Annotated in this window: 12 protein-coding genes; 3 read left to right on the top strand and 9 right to left on the bottom strand. The window is 71.2% G+C overall.

The window, feature by feature from the left end:
• Window positions 1-44: 44 nt before the first annotated feature.
• Window positions 45-1,007 carry an FAD-dependent oxidoreductase gene (locus tag OO63_RS20435; protein WP_030357012.1) on the top strand — a complete coding sequence of 321 codons (963 nt, stop codon included), beginning with the start codon at window positions 45-47 and terminating at the stop codon, window positions 1,005-1,007.
• Between the two features lie 109 nt (window positions 1,008-1,116).
• Here OO63_RS20435 and OO63_RS20430 read toward each other — a convergent pair whose 3' ends face one another.
• The 3 genes from OO63_RS20430 to OO63_RS20420 all read right to left on the bottom strand — a co-directional run bounded on the left by OO63_RS20430 (window position 1,117) and on the right by OO63_RS20420 (window position 6,262).
• The gene (locus OO63_RS20430; RefSeq protein WP_031192587.1) at window positions 1,117-2,811 is read right to left on the bottom strand and encodes a BCCT family transporter; all 1,695 of its coding nucleotides are present in this window, start codon (window positions 2,809-2,811) and stop codon (window positions 1,117-1,119) included.
• Window positions 2,812-2,945: 134 nt separating this feature from the next.
• Window positions 2,946-4,268: a M14 family metallopeptidase gene (locus OO63_RS20425; protein ID WP_030357010.1), complete on the bottom strand. Its 1,323-nt coding sequence runs from the start codon at window positions 4,266-4,268 to the stop codon at window positions 2,946-2,948.
• Window positions 4,265-6,262: a Xaa-Pro dipeptidyl-peptidase gene (locus OO63_RS20420; protein WP_030357009.1), complete on the bottom strand. Its 1,998-nt coding sequence runs from the start codon at window positions 6,260-6,262 to the stop codon at window positions 4,265-4,267. The genes OO63_RS20425 and OO63_RS20420 overlap by 4 nt, the downstream gene beginning before the upstream one ends.
• A gap of 270 nt (window positions 6,263-6,532) precedes the next feature.
• On the opposite strand from OO63_RS20420, the gene OO63_RS20415 reads away from it, so the two are divergent.
• Complete coding sequence (locus OO63_RS20415; RefSeq protein WP_030357008.1) at window positions 6,533-8,083, top strand: M1 family metallopeptidase; 1,551 nt, start codon at window positions 6,533-6,535, stop codon at window positions 8,081-8,083.
• A gap of 60 nt (window positions 8,084-8,143) precedes the next feature.
• On the opposite strand, the gene OO63_RS20410 is transcribed toward OO63_RS20415, so the two are convergent.
• The 3 genes from OO63_RS20410 to OO63_RS20400 form a co-directional block, all read right to left on the bottom strand.
• Window positions 8,144-9,019 carry an oxygenase MpaB family protein gene (locus OO63_RS20410; RefSeq protein WP_051811018.1) on the bottom strand — a complete coding sequence of 292 codons (876 nt, stop codon included), beginning with the start codon at window positions 9,017-9,019 and terminating at the stop codon, window positions 8,144-8,146.
• Between the two features lie 108 nt (window positions 9,020-9,127).
• Window positions 9,128-10,591, bottom strand: a complete 1,464-nt coding sequence (locus OO63_RS20405) for an amino acid permease (RefSeq protein WP_030357006.1) — start codon at window positions 10,589-10,591, stop codon at window positions 9,128-9,130.
• 183 nt (window positions 10,592-10,774) lie between these two features.
• On the bottom strand, window positions 10,775-12,598 hold the full coding sequence (locus OO63_RS20400) for an AMP-dependent synthetase/ligase (protein WP_030357005.1): 1,824 nt from the start codon (window positions 12,596-12,598) through the stop codon (window positions 10,775-10,777).
• Window positions 12,599-12,744: 146 nt separating this feature from the next.
• On the opposite strand from OO63_RS20400, the gene OO63_RS20395 reads away from it, so the two are divergent.
• A complete protein-coding gene (locus OO63_RS20395; protein ID WP_051811022.1) occupies window positions 12,745-13,518 on the top strand; it encodes a MerR family transcriptional regulator in 774 nt (257 codons plus the stop codon).
• 27 nt (window positions 13,519-13,545) lie between these two features.
• On the opposite strand, the gene OO63_RS20390 is transcribed toward OO63_RS20395, so the two are convergent.
• The 3 genes from OO63_RS20390 to OO63_RS20380 all read right to left on the bottom strand — a co-directional run bounded on the left by OO63_RS20390 (window position 13,546) and on the right by OO63_RS20380 (window position 18,369).
• A complete protein-coding gene (locus OO63_RS20390; protein ID WP_030357003.1) occupies window positions 13,546-15,738 on the bottom strand; it encodes a 3-hydroxyacyl-CoA dehydrogenase NAD-binding domain-containing protein in 2,193 nt (730 codons plus the stop codon).
• A gap of 237 nt (window positions 15,739-15,975) precedes the next feature.
• Window positions 15,976-17,190, bottom strand: coding sequence for an acetyl-CoA C-acetyltransferase (locus OO63_RS20385; protein WP_030357002.1), 1,215 nt, complete (start codon window positions 17,188-17,190; stop codon window positions 15,976-15,978).
• A gap of 36 nt (window positions 17,191-17,226) precedes the next feature.
• Window positions 17,227-18,369, bottom strand: a complete 1,143-nt coding sequence (locus OO63_RS20380) for an acyl-CoA dehydrogenase family protein (protein ID WP_030357001.1) — start codon at window positions 18,367-18,369, stop codon at window positions 17,227-17,229.
• Between the last annotated feature and the right edge of the window lie 3 nt (window positions 18,370-18,372).

Below are 18,372 nucleotides of genomic sequence, written 5' to 3'. Positions count from 1 at the left end.
CCGGGGTCTGAGCACGACATGGTGTATTCCGCTACGTTTCCGGGATGGGTGGGACTGACAAGGCGGATGTGACGATCATCGGCGGCGGGGTCATCGGCCTCACCACCGCCGTGCTGCTCGCGGAGCGCGGCCACCGCACCCGGGTCTGGACGCGGGACCCGGTCGAGCGCACGACCTCGGCCGTTGCGGGCGGCCTGTGGTGGCCCTATCGCATCGAACCCGAGGCGCTCGTCGGCGCGTGGTCGACGCGCTCCCTGGAGGTGTACGAGGAGTTGGCGGCCGACGCGGAACGCACGGGCGTACGCATGGTCGAGGGCGTACACGCCGGGCTCGACCTGGACGGCCTGGGGCCGTGGGCCGCGCGGGTGCGGGGGCTGCGCGCGGCGACGCCCGAGGAGTGCGCGGACGGCGGGCTGTGGGCGCGGCTTCCGCTGATCGACATGCCGGCGCACCTGGCATGGCTGCGGGAGCGGCTGCTCGCGGCGGGCGGCACGGTCGAGGAGCGGACGGCGAAGAGCCTCGACGACGCGCTCGACGAGACCCCGTGCGTCGTCAACTGCTCGGGGCTCGGCGCCCGGGAGCTCGTACCGGGAGACGGGACACGTCCCGTGCGGGGGCAGTTGGTGCTCGTGGAGAACCCCGGGATCCGTACGTGGTTCACGTCCGTCGACGCTTCGCCGGCGACGACGTACTTCATGCCGCAGCCCGGGCGGCTGGTGCTCGGCGGGACAGCCGACGACGGTGACTGGTCCCTGGAGCCCGATCCGGCGGTGGCGAAGGACATCGTCGAGCGGTGCGCGCGGGTGCGGCCGGAGATCGCGGCGGCGCGGGTCATCGGACACCGGGTGGGGCTGCGGCCCGCGCGCGCGTCGGTACGCCTGGAGCGCGAGGCACGCGGGGGCGGGCGGGTGCTCGTGCACAACTACGGGCACGGCGGGGCCGGGGTGACCGTGGCGTGGGGCTGCGCCGGGGTGGCGGCGCGGCTCGTGGCGGAGGCCACCGCGTGACCTCCACGACGGTCTGAAGGCGGCCGCCACGAGGACCTGGTGGCGGCCGCGAAAGCCGTACCGGCCACGGCGGCGTGCGCCGTGGCCGGTACGCGGCTCCGAGCAGGCCTCAGCGAGCCGGATCCGGCTGCTGCTCGGCGCCGGAGTCGGTGTCCGTGCCGTCCCCGTCGTCCCCGTTCTCGGACGGGCCGATCTGGAGCTCGAACTCGCCGACGCCGTACTGCTCGTGACCGGCGATGACGGCCTTCTCGACGGCCTCGGTGCCGTGCTCGCCCCGCACGATCAGCGGGTCGTGGCGCAGATCGCGCATCAGCGCCACACACATCCCGATCATGACCAGGGTGAACGGCGCCGCCACGAGGATCGTCAGATTCTGCAGGCCCGTGAGGGCGTTGTCCTTCCCGTCGCCGATGAGCAGCATGATCGCCGCCACGGCGCCCGTCACCACGCCCCAGAAGATCACCACGAGGCGACCGGGTTCGAGCGAACCCTTCTGGGAGAGCGTGCCCATGACGATCGAGGCGGCGTCCGCCCCGGACACGAAGAAGATGCCGACGAGGATCATCACGAGCAGGCTGGTGGCCGTCGCGATGGGGTACTCGTGCAGCAGACCGAACAGCTGCGCCTCCGGGGTGTCGTCCCCCTTGAAGCCGCCGCCCTCCTTGACCTTTATGGCGCTGCCGCCGAAGACGGCGAACCAGATCAGGCTGACCGTGCTGGGCACGAGGATGACGCCGCCGACGAACTGCCGGATGGTGCGGCCGCGGCTGATGCGGGCGATGAACATGCCGACGAACGGCGTCCACGAGATCCACCAGGCCCAGTAGAAGACCGTCCAGCTGCCGAGCCACGCCGAGACGCCCTCACCGCTCGATGCCTCCGTGCGCCCGATGAGCTGGGGCAGGTCGCCCAGATACGAGCCGATGGAGGTGGGGATCAGGTCGAGGATGATGACGGTCGGGCCCGCGATGAAGACGAACACGACCAGGACCAGGGCCAGCACCATGTTGATGTTCGACAGCCACTGGATGCCCTTCTCCACGCCGGACACCGCCGAGGCCACGAACGCCACGGTCAGCACGGCGATGACGGCGATCAGCAGCCCGGTCGTCGCCTTCTCCCGCCAGTCCAGTTCCTCTATGCCGCTGCCGATCTGGAGCGCGCCGAGACCGAGGGAGGCCGCGGAGCCGAAGAGCGTGGCGAGGATGGCGAGGATGTCGATGACCCGGCCCCACGTCCCGTGGGCGTGCTTCTCGCCGATGAGCGGGACGAAGACGGAGCTGATGGTCTGGCGCCGGTTCCGCCGGAACGTGCTGTAGGCGATGGCGAGGCCCACGACCGCGTAGATCGCCCACGGGTGCAGCGTCCAGTGGAAGAGGGTCGTCGCCATGGAGGTCTCCATGGCGGCGGCCTTGTCCGCAGGGTCGGTGCCGGGCGGTGGCGTGGAGAAGTGCGCGAGCGGCTCGCTCACGCCGTAGAACATCAGACCGATGCCCATGCCGGCGCTGAACATCATCGCGACCCAGGACACGGTCCGGAACTCGGGCTCCTCCCCCTCCTTGCCGAGTGTGATCTTGCCGTACCGGCTCAACGCCAGCCACAGCGCGAAGACCACGAAGCCGGACGCCGCCAGCATGAAGGCCCAACCACCGTTGTGGATCAGGCCTTCGAGCATGTCCCCCGAGACGTCCTCGAGGGTGTCCGTGGCGACGGCACCCCAGACCACGAACGCCAGGGTGAGCACGGCGGTGACGCCGAACACCACCCGGTCGGTCTGGGCGGACCGGCCGCCGGAGGGGCCCACCGCGAGGGGCGGGCCTCCTCCGCCGTCCGCTTTCTCTGTTTCCTGGGTCACAAGTGCACCTTTCGCGGAGTCGTTGATCGACCTTGGGTTCTTCTCCGCTACCCCCTACCACATGTGACGTGCGCTCCGATGCCTCAACAGTCGGTGTCGGGCTGCCCGGTGACGAGGTGGTACGGCGCGCGTTCGTCCAGGAGCAGCGGGACGAGTGCGCGCGCGGACTGCCGCAGCGGCACGAGGGCGCCCGCGCCGTCCCGCTTCACGGTAACGCCGTGGAGGCCGAGTTCATCCTTGACGTCGGCGAACTGTTGCGGCGTCAGGCGGTAGCCGCACGGCGGATCCGCGATGACTTCGGCGGGCTCGGCCGGGTCGTTGTCAGCCCCGCCCAGGTAGACGGGTCCCCGGTCGCGCAGGCCCGCGAGGCGGGACGCGGTGCTCGCCGCCTCCAGGCGGTACCGGTGCTCGTCGGCGTACGAGAACAAGCCGCCGAGCGCCGAGAGTTGTGAGTGCACCCGGCGCCGGTTGTTCAGGGCCTCGTCGTTCTTCTCGGCGTCGGAATTGGGGCCTCCCCTGCTCGAACGGAGTTGAGAGCTTGGGGAAGGGTCGACTCGGCTCTCGATGAGGAGTCCTGCGGCGTGCTTGAGGCCGGAGGCGTTGCGCAGGATGCGCTCCTGGCCGTCGCCCGCGACCTGCTTGATGGGCTCGCCGGTGACCGGGTCGGTCCAGATGCCGTACGTGCCCGTGGTGTAGCCGTCGGCCTCGGCCGCGGGCCGGACGTAGTCGAGGGACAGCGCCTTGGCCTCCCGGTGCACCGCGCCGTGCGTGTTGAGGTTGCGCGGCCACAGGTCGAACAGGTCCTTGTCGTAGTACTTGGGCGTGGCCCCGTACTCGTGCAGGTCGTAGATGGAGTCGGGCCTGTGGTCGCGGATGACGGCGGCCATGGCGCGGCCCTCGGCGGTGGCGAGGGCGATGTGGTCGCGGTTGATGTCGACGCCGTCGGAGTTGCCGCGGGTGTTCGCGGCGCGCCCGTCGGGGTTGGCGGTGGGCACGAACAGGAGGGTGGTGCGGGACAGGAAGCGCCGGGTCTCCTTGTCCTTGGCGTACGCCAGGTCGCGGATCGTGCTGAGGCAGGCGTCACGGCCGGACGGCTCGTCGCCGTGCTGGCTGCACACGAGCAGCACGGTGCTCGCGGTGCGGCGCTCGCCGACCCGCACCAGCTGCACGGGCCGGTCCTGCTTGGTGGTGCCGATGCGGGACACCGACACCCGGTCGGTGGCCTTGTCGATCGTCTTCAGGAGCCGCTGCTCCTCGGGCTGGCTGGTCCAGCGCGCGCCGTTGCTCTCCTCGAAGCCGGTGCGCGGCGGCTTGGGCGGGGCCGCCTGCGCGGGGGCCGTCAGAAGAGGTGCGGCGAGGGCGGCACAGGCCGCGGCCAGGGCCACGGCGCGGATGCGGGGTCTCATGAGGTGCGGCCTCCAGGGATGGGGGTGATCGGGCGCGGCTCCGCGACGCCCTCGAGCCGGGACTCGCGCGGGATGGTGCTGTGCGGGGTCGTGGCGAGGGCCTTGGTGCCGCCGACGAGGGGGACGCGGGCGACGGTGCGGGCGAGGTCGACGGTCAGGGTCGGGGTGTCGGCGGGAGCCGTGATGAGGTTCCGGTCGGTGCCGCCGACGATGAGCGCGAGCCGGTGCCCCTTCGGTACGACGTGGTCGCTCGCGGCCAGGTCCAGGGTGATGGTGTACGGCTTGCCGGGGGTCAGCGGCTCGCCGTGCTGGTCGGAGGCGTGGTTGCCGAGGTCGGCCCAGCCGCGGCTGAAGATGGTGTAGTCGACGGCGGCGGTCCTGGCCTCGGTGTTCTTGAAGCAGGAGCTGTCGCCGGGGGTGCTCGCGCCCCAGCAGGAGCGGTCGGGAAGCGTGTTGATGCCCTCGTCGTCGTGGGCGTAGTCGCGGATGGTGTCGGGGCCGAGGTCGACGAGGACGGCGCTCAGATGGGCCGTGCGGGTCGTCGGCGTGACCGTCACCTTCACCTGCGAGGAACCGGAGACGCGCAGGTCACGGGCGAGCGGCCGGGTGGTGAAACCGGCCTTGGCGGACGTGGACGAGTCGATCGTCGCGGCCCAGTCGGTCTCGCTGAGCCGCCGGTCGTCGGTGAACGTCTCGGTGCCCTTGCCGGGGCTGACGCCGAGGACGCCGACGCCGGGCGCGGAGCCCTTGGCGGGGCGCAGCGCGGTGGTGTGCGTGCCGCGCGGCGGCCAGGTGCGGTCGGTGGACCAGCGGTCGGGGGCGCGCTCGATGTCGGCCATGGGCTCGCGGTCGATGCCGTTGCGGTGGCCGAGGAGTTCATGGTCGAACCAGCGGTGCAGGGTGCGGACCCACTCGGCGCGCCGGAAGTCGAAGGGGTCGACGTGCCCGGCCTGGCTCAGCCAGATCTTGCGCTGCACACCGGCGTCGGCGAGGGCGTCCCACCACTGCCCGAAGTGCTTGGTGCGCACGTTCAGGTCCTGCTGGCCGTGCACGACGAAGACGCTGGCCTTGACCTTGCGGGCGTCCGGCACGTGGTCGCGCTCGGTCCACAGCGGGGTCCAGTCGCCGGTGCGGGGCGCGCCCTGGATCAGGCGCTGCTTGACGTGGCCGCAGCGGGCGGCGGCCTCGGGGCTCTCCACGCCACGTGCGAGGCCGTCGGGGCCGCTGTTGAACAGCGGGGCGCCCTTGGCGAAGTAGTAGTCGTACCAGGAGGAGATGGCGCCGATCGGCACGATCGTCTCCAGGCCCTCGACGCCGGTGGCGGCGACGCCGTTGGCGACGGTGCCGTCGTAGCTCTTGCCGATCATGCCGGTGCGGCCGTTGGTCCAGCGCGCGTCGGTCCGCTTGTCGCCGGTGCGCGAGGTGTAGCCGCGGGCGCGGCCGTTCAGCCAGTCGACGACGGCCTTGGCGGACTGGACGTCGGAGCGGCCGCCGATGTCGACGCAGCCGTAGGAGCGGTTGGTGCCCGCGAGGTCGACGGCGACGAAGGCGTAGCCGCGGGGCACGAAGTAGTTGTCGTAGTACAGCGGGAACTGGACGGGGTCGCCGTTCGCGTCGTACGTCTTCTTCTGGCTCTCGTTGCCGCGCCCGCAGCAGGAGTAGTACGGGCTCGCGTCCATGATGACCGGTATCTTCCGGCCCTTGGCGGCGGGTTCGCGGGGCCGGACTATGTCGACGGCGACGCGGTCGGTCTTGCCGTCCGCGTCGCCGTCGATCCGGGTGTCGACCCACACGGACTCGCGTATCGCGTCCGCGTAGGAGTAGACGGGTCTGCTCTCCTTGGGCTGCGCGTGCGCCTCGGGGCCGCGCGGCGCGGAGTGCGCGGCGCCGCCCGGGGACAGGAGCGTGGCCAGGAGGGCGGCGAGGGCCGCCACCAGGAGCGCTCTCCACATCGTCGGGGTCAGGGGGCGCGTGCGTCGCGCGCGTATCGGCATGGCGCGGAAGGTACACGCGTCAACAGCCGCCGGAAAGAGGGCCGTCGAGAGATCGGAAAGGTCCATGGGACACAAACGCACATGTCGGCCGAATGGCGATCGTGTGACATAAGCGGCCATGGACATGGCCAGGAGCGGGAGTGCTCAATAGGGTCGACCGCATCGTGCGTCACCTCGTGCCGGACGCGGCTCGGCGGCCCCGTATCCCTGGGGCCGCCGAGCCGCGCCTTGGCGCAACCCGTCTCGTTCCGTGATGACTTGGAGTTCCACGTGCACCGCAGACTCATCGCCCCGGGCGCTCTCGCGGCCGCTCTCGCCCTGCTGGCGATCCCGGCATCGGCCGCCGACTTCTCCCCCGGGGCCCCGGGCGCCGGCGACCACTACTACCCCGACGCGGGCAACGGCGGCTACGACGTCTCCCATTACGACCTGCGCCTGAAGTACCAGCCGAAGACGGACCTCCTGGAGGGCACGGCCACCCTCCAGGCCACCACCACCCAGGACCTGTCCCGCTTCAACCTCGACTTCGGCCTGAAGGTCAGCGAGGTCCGGGTCAACGGCAAGAAGGCGGCGTTCGCCAAGACCGGCGAGCAGGAGCTGGAGATCACGCCGAAGGCGGGCCTGCCCAAGGGCAGTTCGGTCTCGATCGTGGTCCGTTACGCGGGCAAGCCCTCCGAGGTCAAGATCCACGGCTTCACGGCCTGGCAGCGCACGCCCGACGGCGGCGTGGCGGCGCAGGAGCCGGAGTCGTCGGCCTGGTGGTTCCCCGGCAACGACCACCCGCGCGACAAGGCGACGTACGACGTGTCGGTGTCCGTGCCGGACGGCACCCAGGCCATCTCCAACGGCGTGCTCCAGTCGCAGTCCTCCAAGCTCGGCTGGACCCGCTTCAACTGGCGCTCCAACAAGCCGCAGGCCACGTATCTCGCCACGCTCGCCGTCGGCAAGTTCGACATCACCACGGACAAGACCGACAACGGCCTGCCCGTCCTCAACGCCTACAGCAAGGACCTCGGCGACAACGCGGGCGCCGCGCGCGCCAGCATCGAGCGGACCACCGAGGTCGCGGAGTGGCTGGAGGAGGTCTTCGGCAAGTACCCGTTCAACGCCCTTGGCGGGTACGTCCCGAACGTGCCCACGAGCTTCGCCCTGGAGACCCAGACGCGGCCCTTCTACAGCCCGAAGGCCTTCGCGAACGGCTCCAACGTCTCCATCGTCGTCCATGAGCTGGCCCACCAGTGGTACGGCGACAGCGTCTCCGTGGAGAACTGGAAGGACATCTGGGTCAACGAGGGCTTCGCCCGCTACAGCCAGTGGCTGTGGTCGGAGAAGGAGGGCGAGGGCACGGCGCAGGAGCTCGCCGACTTCGTGTACGCGAACAACGCGGCGGACTCCCCCTTCTGGCAGGTCAAGCCGGGCGACCCGGGCCCGGACAACCAGTTCCACATCGCCGTGTACGACCGTGGGGCGCTCGCCCTGCAGGCCCTGCGCAACGAGGTCGGCGACAAGACCTTCTTCCGCATCCTGAAGGGCTGGCCGAAGGAGAACGCGTACGGCAACGCGAGCGTGCGCGACTTCGTGACCTACGCCGAGAAGGTCAGCGGCAAGCCGCTCTCCGCGCTCTTCGACACCTGGCTCTACAAGGCCGGGAAGCCGGCCGCCCCGGCCGCGCGCGACGCCGGTGTCGCCCGGGCGAAGGGCAGCGCCGCGGCGGCGAAGCCGAAGTCCTGGAAGAAGATCGCGGCGACGAACTCGATCCACGACCATGAGGACGGCGGCCACGGCAAGGCTGGCCACGGCAAGGGTCACGACCACCGCTGACGGCTGTACGTGTGTGAGGCGCGCTCCCGCCCGGTGCTCCGGTGCCGGGCGGGGCGTCGGTCAGCCCCGCGCGCGCCGCGCCGCGCGGGCCCGGCGGGCCGGGGGCGCGTAGCGGAGGCGTTCGGGCAGGCGCGGGTACGCCCAGCGGACCGCGCGGCCGAAGCGACGCAGGCGGCGCTCCTGGGCGGGCGTCCAGGCGAGGCCGATGGCGGCACGGGCGTCGGCGGGCATCAGGCCCACGGTGAGGAAGCGCCGGAACCGCGCGAGGCCCGGGAGCAGCACGGGCCACAGCACCCGCAGGACGACCTGGAGGGTGCGCGACCCGCGGTCGGGCGGCGGCAGCGGGCGGTCGACGGCGACGAGGTCGCGTACCACCGCCGTCTGCTCGAGTTCCTCGGCGAGGATCCGCCGGTAGTACGGCCAGAACTCCTCCAGGGACTGCGGCATGTCCCGGTCGTGGAGCCCGAGGACCCGGCCCACCTGGAGGCACTCCGCGTACAGCTGCCGTTCCTGCGCGGGCGTGAACGGCTGCCCCAGGCAGGCCCGGGAGCGCAGGTAGACGGGGAATCCCGTGGCGTGCACCCAGGCGTAGTTCGCGGGGGTGAGCGCGTGATAGCTCCGCCCGCGGGTGTCGGTGCCCCGGATGTCGCGGTGCAGGGCGCGCAGCCTGCGCCCCTCCTCGGCGGCGGCCTCGCCCCCGTACACCCAGAGCAGCAGGGACCTGATCGAGCGCTCGCCGCGCCCCCACGGGTCCGTGCGGAACACCGAGTGCTCGTCGACGCCCGCGCCGACCGCCGGGTGCGCCACCTGGAGGACCATCGCGGCGGGCAGGGCCAGGAGCGTGCGGTACTCACCGGCGATGTCCCACAGGATCCCGTCGGGCGGGGGTGGCGCGGGGTCGGGCACACCACCAGTATGCGGCGGTATGCCCCCCATGTGCCCGGCTCCGGGAGCTCTGCGGACGCAAAGGCGGGCGGCGCCCCGAAGGACACCGCCCGCCGCCTGGGCCGTGCGCGCAGGCTCTCGCATCGCGCGCCGCCGGTGCTACTTGCCGAGCTCGGCCGCCTCGCGCTCGGTCTCGCGGTCCTGCTTGCGGCGGATCGCGTACCAGCCGACGGTGAGCGCGGCCGCCACGATCGGGATGAGGAAGAGCGTCTTGCGGCCCACCTCGGCGTCCTTCCACATCAGGCCGAGCACGGCCAGGAGGAAGGCGATGGTGATGTACTGCGTGACGCCGCTGCCGGGGAGCCGGAAGTTCGGCCTGGTCAGGTGGCCTTCCTTGGCCCTGCGGACGAAGGCGAGGTGGCAGACCATGATGCTGATCCAGGTGCCGATGATGCCGAGCGACGCCACGTTCAGGACGATCTCGAACGCCTTGTCCGGCACCACGCGGTTGAGGGCGACACCGAGGACACCCACCGACGCGGTGAGCAGGATGCCGCCGTAGGGCACCTGGTTGCGGTTCATCTTCGCCGTGAACTTCGGCGCCGAGCCCGCCATGGCCATGGAGCGCAGGATGCGTCCGGTGGAGTACAGGCCGGAGTTCAGCGAGGACATGGCGGCGGTGAGGACGACGAAGTTCATCACGTCACCGGCACCGGAGACACCGATCTTGGAGAGCACCGTGACGAACGGGCTCTCGTCGGCGGAGTAGACCGAGCCGGGGAGCAGCAGCGCGAGCAGCACGACCGAGCCGACGTAGAACACACCCACACGCCACATGATCGAGTTCACCGCGCGCGGGACGACCTTCTGCGGGTCCTTGGTCTCACCAGCGGCGACACCGACCAGTTCCAGGGAGGCGTACGCGAAGACGACACCCTGGAGGACGATCACGACCGGCATCAGGCCGTTCGGCAGGAAGCCGCCGTGGTCGGTGATCATGTTCAGGCCCGGGGTCTCGCCGCCCACCTTGTGCTGGGTGGAGACCAGGAAGATGCCGACGAACATGAACGCGACGAGCGCCGCGACCTTGATGATCGCGAACCAGAACTCCATCTCGCCGAACCACTTCACGGAGATGAGGTTCACGGCGAGGACCACAGCGAGCGCGGCGAGCGCGAGCAGCCACTGCGGGATGTCCGTGAAGAAGCTCCAGTAGTGCGTGTAGAGCGCGATGGCCGTGATGTCGGCGATGCACGTGGTCGACCAGTTGAGGAAGTACATCCAGCCGGCGACGTAGGCGCCCTTCTCGCCCAGGAACTCCCGGGCGTAGCTCACGAAGGAGCCGGACGAGGGCCGGTAGAGGACCATCTCGCCGAGGGCGCGGACCACGAAGAAGGCGATGATGCCGCACACGAGGTACGCGACGGCGAGCGCGGGGCCCGCCGAGTGGAGGCGGCCACCCGCCCCGAGGAACAGGCCGGTGCCGATCGCGCCACCGATCGCGATCATGTTGACGTGGCGGCCCTTGAGGTCCTTGCTGTAACCGGCGTCGCCCGCGTCCGCGGGGGCGGCCTGGGACGCGTTGCGGGCGTCCGCGGCCGTGTCTACGGCGTCGTTGCTCACGTGGAAGGTCCACTCTGTGGTGCCCGGAAGAGGTTCCGGGGTCCGGATGTGCTGCGGGTCCGCGGCACCCCTGACGTGCGCGGACCAACGCGACACCTTCCCTCAGGGATGGTTCCGGATGCGGTGGCGCACATCACATAGCGGCACTTCTCACATGGTGGGCGGCGTCTGTACAGGCCTACGTCACTCGGTGTACATGCTCTCGATGACGTCGGCGTACTTGTCTCTGATGACGCGGCGGCGCAGCTTCAGGGACGGCGTCAGCTCCCCGGACTCCGGGCTCCACTCCTTGTCGAGCAGCCGGTACTTCTTGATCTGCTCGGTGCGGTTCAGGCGCGCGTTGGCCGCCTCGACGGCGCGGTCGACCTCGGCGCGCACGACGGGGTGGTCGGCGAGTTCGCCGGGGGTGGTGTCGATGCCGTGGGCGGCCGCCCACGCGGGTGCCATCTCGGGGTCCAGGACGAGCAGCGCCACCAGGTACGAGCGGCCGTCGCCGTGGACGAGGGCCTGGCCGACGAGCGGGTGCTCCTTGAGGGCGTTCTCGACGAGCGCGGGCGCGACGTTCTTGCCCGTGGACGTCACGATCAGCTCCTTCTTACGGTCGGTGATCCAGAGGAAGCCGTCGTCGTCGAGGTGCCCGATGTCGCCGGTCGCGAACCAGCCGTCCGCGTCGCAGCCGCCGTCCACCCCGCCGCCGTGGCCCTCGCCGCGCAGATAGCCCGCGAAGACGAACGGGCCGCGCACCATGACCTCGCCGTCGTCGGCGACGCGCACCTCCATGCCCGCCAGCGGCTTGCCCACGGAGCCGATCCTGAAGGCCGCGGGGCTGTTGATGGTGACCACGCCCGTCGTCTCGGTCAGCCCCCACGCGTCCATGACGACCAGGCCGAAGCCCGCCCAGAAGCGGACCACGTCCACCGGCATCGGAGCCGCCGCGCTGGCCGTCCACAGCAGCCGGTCGAACCCGGCCAGCGCGAGCAGCGGGTCGAGCACCCCCTCCTTGGCCTCGCGGTACGCCGCCGCCAGCTCGGCGGACGGCTCCTCGCCGCGTTCGCGGCAGGCCACGTGGGCGCGGGCCGTCTCGTTCGCGGCCGCCACCGCCCGGCGCCGCTCCTCGGGCAGCCCGGCGAGCGCCGCCCGCACGGCCGCGGCGAGCTTCTCCCACACCCTCGGCACGCCGAAGAACTGGTGCGGGCGCAGCTCCCGCACGGTGGCGGCGACCTGCGTCGGCTCGGCGCACAGATAGACGTGGGCGGCGCGGAGCAGCGGCAGATAGATCCCGAGCATGCGCTCGGCGATGTGCGCGAACGGCAGGTAGCAGATGTGGCCGACGTGCTCGGGGAACTCGATCACGGAGTCCAGGGCGGTGCCGTTGCCCACGACCATGCCGTGCGTCAGGCGCACGCCCTTGGGATCGCCGGTCGTGCCCGAGGTGTAGACGACGGTCAGCGGATCCGTGGCCCGGCTCTCCCGCCAGGTCTTCTCGAAGGTGTCCGGGCTGAACAGGCGGGCGCCGGCGGCGTGCAGCGAGCCGTACGTCCGGTGCGGTCCTGCGGCGGCCGGGTCGACGACCACGAGGCGTTCGAGCGGCGCCGTCGGGTCGTCGAGCAGGGGCTCCCAGCGGGGCAGCTCCCGCGCGCCCTCGACGATCGCGACGCGGGCGCCGCTGTGCCGGACGATGTGCGCGATCTGTTCGGGCGCCGACGTCCCGTACACGGTGACGGGGACCGCGCCGAGGTGGACCAGGGCGAGGTCGCTCAGCCAGTGCTCGGGGGTGTTGCCCATCATCATCAGGACGTGCTCGCCGCGCCCGACGCCGAGCGCGGCGTACCCGGCGGCGAGGACGGCGGTCTTGCGGCGCACCTCGCTCCAGGTGAGCGTCGTCCAGCCGGTGCCCTCGCGCCAGGAGAGGGCGGGGAGTCCGGGGTGGTCCTCGGCGTTGCGCAGCAGCAGGGCGGGGAAGGTGATGCGGGCCGGGTCTGCGGGAAGCCGCAGGATCGTGGTCATGAAACCGCCTCCTGACACCGTGGGTTCGTCATCGGCTACGTGGCGTGACTGGCCCGGAGGCTTTCACAACAGTGGTGGCACAGCAATACTGTTGCACCGCATTGGTGCAGCAGCCGGGGAGGTGAGGAGCCGCGATGACGACGGACATGGAGCGGTCCGCGGCGACGGAGGAGTCCGCCGCGGCGGACGTTTCCGCGGCGGCGGAGGAATCGACGTTCACCGTCGACGAGTTGGCCGCCCGCGCGGGCGTCACGGTCCGCACGATCCGCTTCTACAGCACCAAGGGCCTGCTGCCGCCACCGGTGATCGGCCCGCGCCGCGTGGGCCACTACGGCCCGGAGCATCTGTCCCGCCTCGCCCTCATCGAGGAGTTGCAGCACCAGGGCATGACGCTCGCCGCCATCGAGCGCTACCTGGAGCAGCTGCCGCCCGACCTGAGCGCCCACGACCTGGCCATCCACCGTGCGGTGGTGGCCTCGTGGGCGCCGGACGCGGCGGAGGACATGGCGCGCGCCGAGCTGGAGCGGCGGGCGGGCCGGGCCCTGTCGGACGCGGACCTGGACCGGCTCGCGGCGATGGGCGTGGTGGGCCGCGCGGCGGAGGCGGAGGACCGGCTGCGGGTGGACACCGGGCTGCTGCGGCTCGGTGTGCAGCTCCTCGACGTGCCGATCGCGCACGAGACGATCCTGGCCTCGCGCACGGTCCTGATGGAGCACGCGCGCGCGGCGGCGCACGAGTTGTCGCGGCTCTTCCGGGACGAGGTGGGGGACGCCTGCCGCGAGCGGGAGTCGGACCCCGAGCACGTCGCCGCGATGCGGTCCCTGTCGGCGCACATGCAGCCGATGGTGGTGCAGGCCCTGGTGACGGCGTTTCAGCGGTCGCTGAAGGAAGAGCTGAGGGAGTGGCTCAAGGAGACCTGAGCCACTCCCCCTGTGTACGGCGCCGGGTCAGGCGTCGCTGAACCGCTCGCCCCGCTCGGCCTTCTCCACGAGCAGCGCGGGCGGCGCGAACCGCTCGCCGTAGCGCTCGGCCAGCTCCCGCGCGCGGGCCACGAACGCGGGCAGCCCGGCGCCGTCGTCGTAGCCGTTGATGTACTGCAGGACGCCGCCGGTCCAGCCGGGGAAGCCGATGCCGAAGATGGAGCCGATGTTGGCGTCGGCGACCGACGTCAGGACGCCCTCCTCCATGAGCCGCACCGTGTCGAGCGCCTCGGAGAACAGCATCCGCTCCTGCATGTCACGGAACGGGATCTCGTGCCCCTGCTTCGTGAAGTGCTCCCGCAGGCCGGGCCACAGACGGGTGCGCCTGCCGTCCTCGCCGTACTCGTAGAAGCCGCCGCCACCGCTGCGGCCGGTGCGCCCGAACTCGTCGATCATCCGGTCGATGACGCCCTCCGCGGGGTGGCTGGGCCAGGTGCCGCCCGCCTCCTCGACGGCCCGCTTGGACTCGTTGCGGATCTTGCGGGGCAGGGTGAGGGTCAGCTCGTCCATGAGGGAGAGGACCTTGGCGGGGTAGCCGGCCTGGGCGGCGGCCTGCTCGACCGAGGCGGGCTCGATGCCCTCGCCGACCATCGCGACGCCCTCGTTGATGAAGTGCCCGATGACGCGCGAGGTGAAGAAGCCGCGCGAGTCGTTGACGACGATGGGCGTCTTGTTGATCTGGCGGACCAGGTCGAAGGCGCGCGCCAGGGCCTCCTCGCCGGTGCGCTCGCCCTTGATGATCTCCACGAGGGGCATCTTGTCGACGGGCGAGAAGAAGTGCAGGCCGATGAAGTCGACCGGCCGGGCGACGCCCTCGGCGAGCGCGGTGATGGGCAGCGTCGAGGTGTTGGAGCACAGCAGCGCGTCGGGCTCGACGATGTCCTGGATCTCCTGGAACACCTTGTGCTTGAGCGCCGGGTCCTCGAACACGGCCTCGATCACGGCGTCGCAGCCCGCCACGTCCTGCGGGTCGGCGGTAGGCGTGATGAGGGCGAGCAGCGCGTCCGCCTTCTCCTGGGTGGTACGCCCCCGGGAGACGGCCTTGGCGCACAGCTTCTCCGAGTACGCCTTGCCCTTCTGCGCCGCCTCGGCGGAGACGTCCTTGAGGACGACCTCGATGCCCGCGCGGGCGCAGGAGTAGGCGATGCCCGCGCCCATCATCCCGGCGCCGAGCACGGCGACCTTGCGGACGGTCCGCGGCTCGATGCCCTGGGGGCGGTTTCTGCCCGCGTTGACGGCCTGGAGGTCGAAGAAGAACGCCTGGATCATGTTCTTGGAGACCTGGCCGGTGACCAGCTCGGTGAAGTACCGGGCCTCGATGGTCAGGGCGGTCTCGAAGTCGACCTGGGAGCCCTCGACGGCGGCCGCGAGGATGTTGCGCGGAGCCGGGTAGGGGGCGCCCGCCAGCTGCTTCTTCAGGTTGGCGGGGAACGCGGGCAGGTTGGCGGCGAACTTCGGGTTCGCCGGGGTGCCGCCGGGGATGCGGTAGCCGGGGACGTCCCAGGGCTGCTGCGACTCGGGGTGGGCGTCGATGAAGGCGCGGGCCTTCTCGATCATCTCCTCGGGGGTGGCCGCCAGTTCGTGCACGAGGCCGTTCTCCAGGGCTCGCTTCGGGTTGTACTGGGTGCCCTGGAGCAGCACCTTCAGGAGCGCGTCGGCGATGCCCATGAGGCGTACGGTGCGGGTGACGCCGCCGCCCGCGGGCAGCAGGCCGAGGGTGACCTCGGGCAGGCCGATCTTGGAGCCGGGCGCGTCGAGGGCCACGCGGTGGTGGCTGGCGAGGGCGATCTCGTAACCGCCGCCGAGGGCCGCGCCGTTGAGGGCGGCGACGACGGGCTTGCCGAGGGTCTCGATGCGGCGCAGCGAGTTCTTGATGGCGGTGCCGGTCTCGAACGCCACCCGGGCGTTCTCGGGGCCGACCTGGATCATGTCCTTCAGGTCGCCGCCCGCGAAGAAGGTCTTCTTCGCGGACGTGTAGATGAAGCCGCGGATGGCGTCCTTGTCCGCCTGGACGGCGGCCTCGGCGCGGTCGGCGATGGCGGCGATGGAGTCCTTGAACGCCTGGTTCATGGTGTTCGCGGACTGGTTGGGGTCGTCGAGGACGAGGGTGACGACGCCGGTGTCGTCCTGTTCCCAGCGGATGGTGGTGCTTGCGGTCATGTCTTTGTCTCCGTGAAGTCTGTGGCGGGCGGATTCCGGGGAGGGCGGTACTGTCTCGTTGCCGACTGGCCGCCGGTGGGGGCTGGTCGCGCAGTTCCCCGCGCCCCTGAGGCAAGCGGTTCCGCCGCGCCTCAAGAGGCGCACGGAGTGCGCCTTTCAGGGGCGCGGGGAACTGCGCGAGCAACCACGACGCACCCGCGGTCGGCGACGCACCCCTAGCCCCTACGGCGACTAGCCCTACAGCCGCTCGACGATCGTCGCGATGCCCATCCCGCCTCCGACGCACAACGTCGCAAGCCCGTACCGCAGGTCACGCCGCTCCAGCTCGTCCACGAGCGTGCCGAGGATCATCGCCCCGGTCGCCCCCAAGGGATGGCCCAACGCGATCGCCCCGCCATTGACATTGACCTTGTCCAGGGACAGGCCCATGTCCTTGACGAAGCGGAGCACCACCGCCGCGAAGGCCTCGTTGATCTCGACGAGGTCGATGTCGTCGATGGTGAGCCCGGCCTTGGCGAGGGCCTTGCGCGTCGCGGGCGCGGGCCCGGTCAGCATGATCAGCGGCTCGGAGCCCGACACCGCCACGGAGACGATCCGCGCACGCGGCGCGAGGCCGTACCGCTCGCCGACCTCCTTGGTGCCGACGGCGACCAGCGAGGCGCCGTCGACGATGCCGGAGGAGTTGCCCGCGTGGTGGACGTGGTCGATCTCCTCGATCCAGTGGTACTTCTGCAGCGCGACCGCGTCGAAGCCGCCCAGGTCGCCGATGTCCTTGAAGGACGGCTTGAGCTTGGCGAGGGAGTCGGCGGTGGTGCCGGGGCGCAGGTGCTCGTCGTGGTCGAGCACGGTGAGGCCGCTGCGGTCCTTGACGGGCACGACGGACCGCTCGAAGCGGCCCTCCTTCCAGGCCGCGGCGGCCCGCTCCTGGGAGAGGGCCGCGTACTCGTCGACGTCGCGGCGGCTGAAGCCCTCGATCGTGGCGATGAGGTCGGCGCCGATGCCCTGGGGCGCGAAGTTCGTGTCCCAGTTGGTCATCGGGTCGGCGAACCAGGCACCGCCGTCGGAGGCCATCGGCACCCGCGACATCGACTCGACGCCGCCCGCGAGCACCAGGTCCTCCCAGCCCGAACGGACCTTCATGGCGGCCAGGTTGACCGCTTCGAGGCCCGAGGCACAGAAGCGGTTCTCCTGGACGCCCGCGACCGTGTCGGGCAGTCCGGCGGCGATGGCGGCGATCCGCGCGATGTCGGAGCCCTGGTCGCCGACGGGGCCGACCACGCCGAGCACGATGTCGTCGATGGCGGCCGGGTCGAGGCCGGGGAAGCGGGCCTGGATCTCGTGGATGAGACCGACGACGAGGTCGATCGGCTTGGTGCCGTGCAGGGCACCGTTGGCCTTGCCGCGTCCGCGCGGGGTGCGGATCGCGTCGTACACATACGCTTCGGTGGTCACGCCAGAGCCTTTCGGGGGTGTCCGGGAGGGGTGGGGTCAGCCGAGCAGCGAGCGGCCGATGATCTCTTTCATGATCTCGGTCGTGCCGCCGTAGATGGTCTGGATCCGGCCGTCGGTGAACGCCTTCGCGACGCGGTACTCCGTCATGTAGCCGTAGCCGCCGTGCAGTTGCAGACAGCGGTCCGCGACCCGCTTCTGCAGCTCGGTGGCCCACCACTTGGCCATGGAGGCGTGCACGGCGTCCAGCGTGCCCGCGGAGTGGTCGGCGATGCACCGGTCCAGGAAGGTGCGGGTCACGGCGCACTCGGTGGCCATCTCGGCTATCTCGAACCGGATGTGCTGGAGCTTGGCCAGCGGGCGCCCGAAGGCCTCGCGCTCCTTGACATACGCGGTGGTGATCTCGAGCAGGTACTCGGCGGCGGCGATCCCGGCGACGGCGATGCCCATGCGCTCCTGCGCGAGGTTCGTCATCAGGTGCACGAAGGCGCCGTTGAGCTCGCCGAGCAGGTTCTCCTTGGGCACCCGCACGTCGTTGAAGAACAGCTCGGCGGTGTCCTGGGCCTTCTGGCCGATCTTGTCGAGGTTGCGGCCGCGTTCGAAGCCGGCCGTGCCACGCTCGACGACGAGCAGGGACAGGCCGTGGGCGCCGCCCTCGGGGGTGGTCTTGGCGACGACGATGACGAGGTCGGCGAGGATGCCGTTGGAGATGAACGTCTTGGAGCCGTTGAGCAGCCAGTGGTCGCCCTTGTCCTCGGCGGTCGTGCGGATGCCCTGGAGGTCGGAGCCCGCGCCGGGCTCGGTCATGGCGATCGCCGTGATGGTCTCGCCGGAGCAGAAGCCGGGCAGCCAGCGGCGCTTCTGCTCGTCGGTGGCGAGGCCGGTCAGATACGGCCCGATGATGTCGTTGTGCAGGCCGACGGCGAGGCCCGCGGCGCCCGCGCGGGTGAACTCCTCGGCGAGGACGGCGGCGTAGCGGAAGTCGGGGTTGCCGCCGCCTCCGTACTCCTCGGGCACGGCGAGGCCGAGCAGGCCCTGGCGCCCGGCGGCGAGCCAGGCCTCGCGGGAGACGACGCCGTCCTTCTCCCACTGTTCGTAGTGCGGAAGGACCTCCTTGGCGAGGAAGGTGCGGACCGTCTCGCGGAACGCGTCGTGCTCGGGGTCGAAGAGCTGCCGTTGCATGTG

Origin of the sequence: Streptomyces alboflavus (assembly GCF_000716675.1) — a bacterium.
GTDB classification, from domain to species: domain Bacteria; phylum Actinomycetota; class Actinomycetes; order Streptomycetales; family Streptomycetaceae; genus Streptomyces; species Streptomyces alboflavus.
The sequence above is the reverse complement of the archived record's forward strand: the minus strand, read 5'-3'. Positions and strand labels throughout refer to the sequence as shown.

Bases quoted from the DNA above. Each gene is read 5' to 3' on its own strand.
- OO63_RS20425 (WP_030357010.1), bottom strand. From the start codon at position 4,268: ATGAGACCCCGCATCCGCGCCGTGGCCCTGGCCGCGGCCTGTGCCGCC.
- OO63_RS20400 (WP_030357005.1), bottom strand. From the start codon at position 12,598: ATGACCACGATCCTGCGGCTTCCCGCAGACCCGGCCCGCATCACCTTC.
- OO63_RS20395 (WP_051811022.1), top strand. From the start codon at position 12,745: ATGGAGCGGTCCGCGGCGACGGAGGAGTCCGCCGCGGCGGACGTTTCC.
- OO63_RS20420 (WP_030357009.1), bottom strand. From the start codon at position 6,262: ATGCCGATACGCGCGCGACGCACGCGCCCCCTGACCCCGACGATGTGG.
- OO63_RS20380 (WP_030357001.1), bottom strand. From the start codon at position 18,369: ATGCAACGGCAGCTCTTCGACCCCGAGCACGACGCGTTCCGCGAGACG.
- OO63_RS20390 (WP_030357003.1), bottom strand. From the start codon at position 15,738: ATGACCGCAAGCACCACCATCCGCTGGGAACAGGACGACACCGGCGTC.
- OO63_RS20435 (WP_030357012.1), top strand. From the start codon at position 45: ATGGGTGGGACTGACAAGGCGGATGTGACGATCATCGGCGGCGGGGTC.
- OO63_RS20410 (WP_051811018.1), bottom strand. From the start codon at position 9,019: ATGGGGGGCATACCGCCGCATACTGGTGGTGTGCCCGACCCCGCGCCA.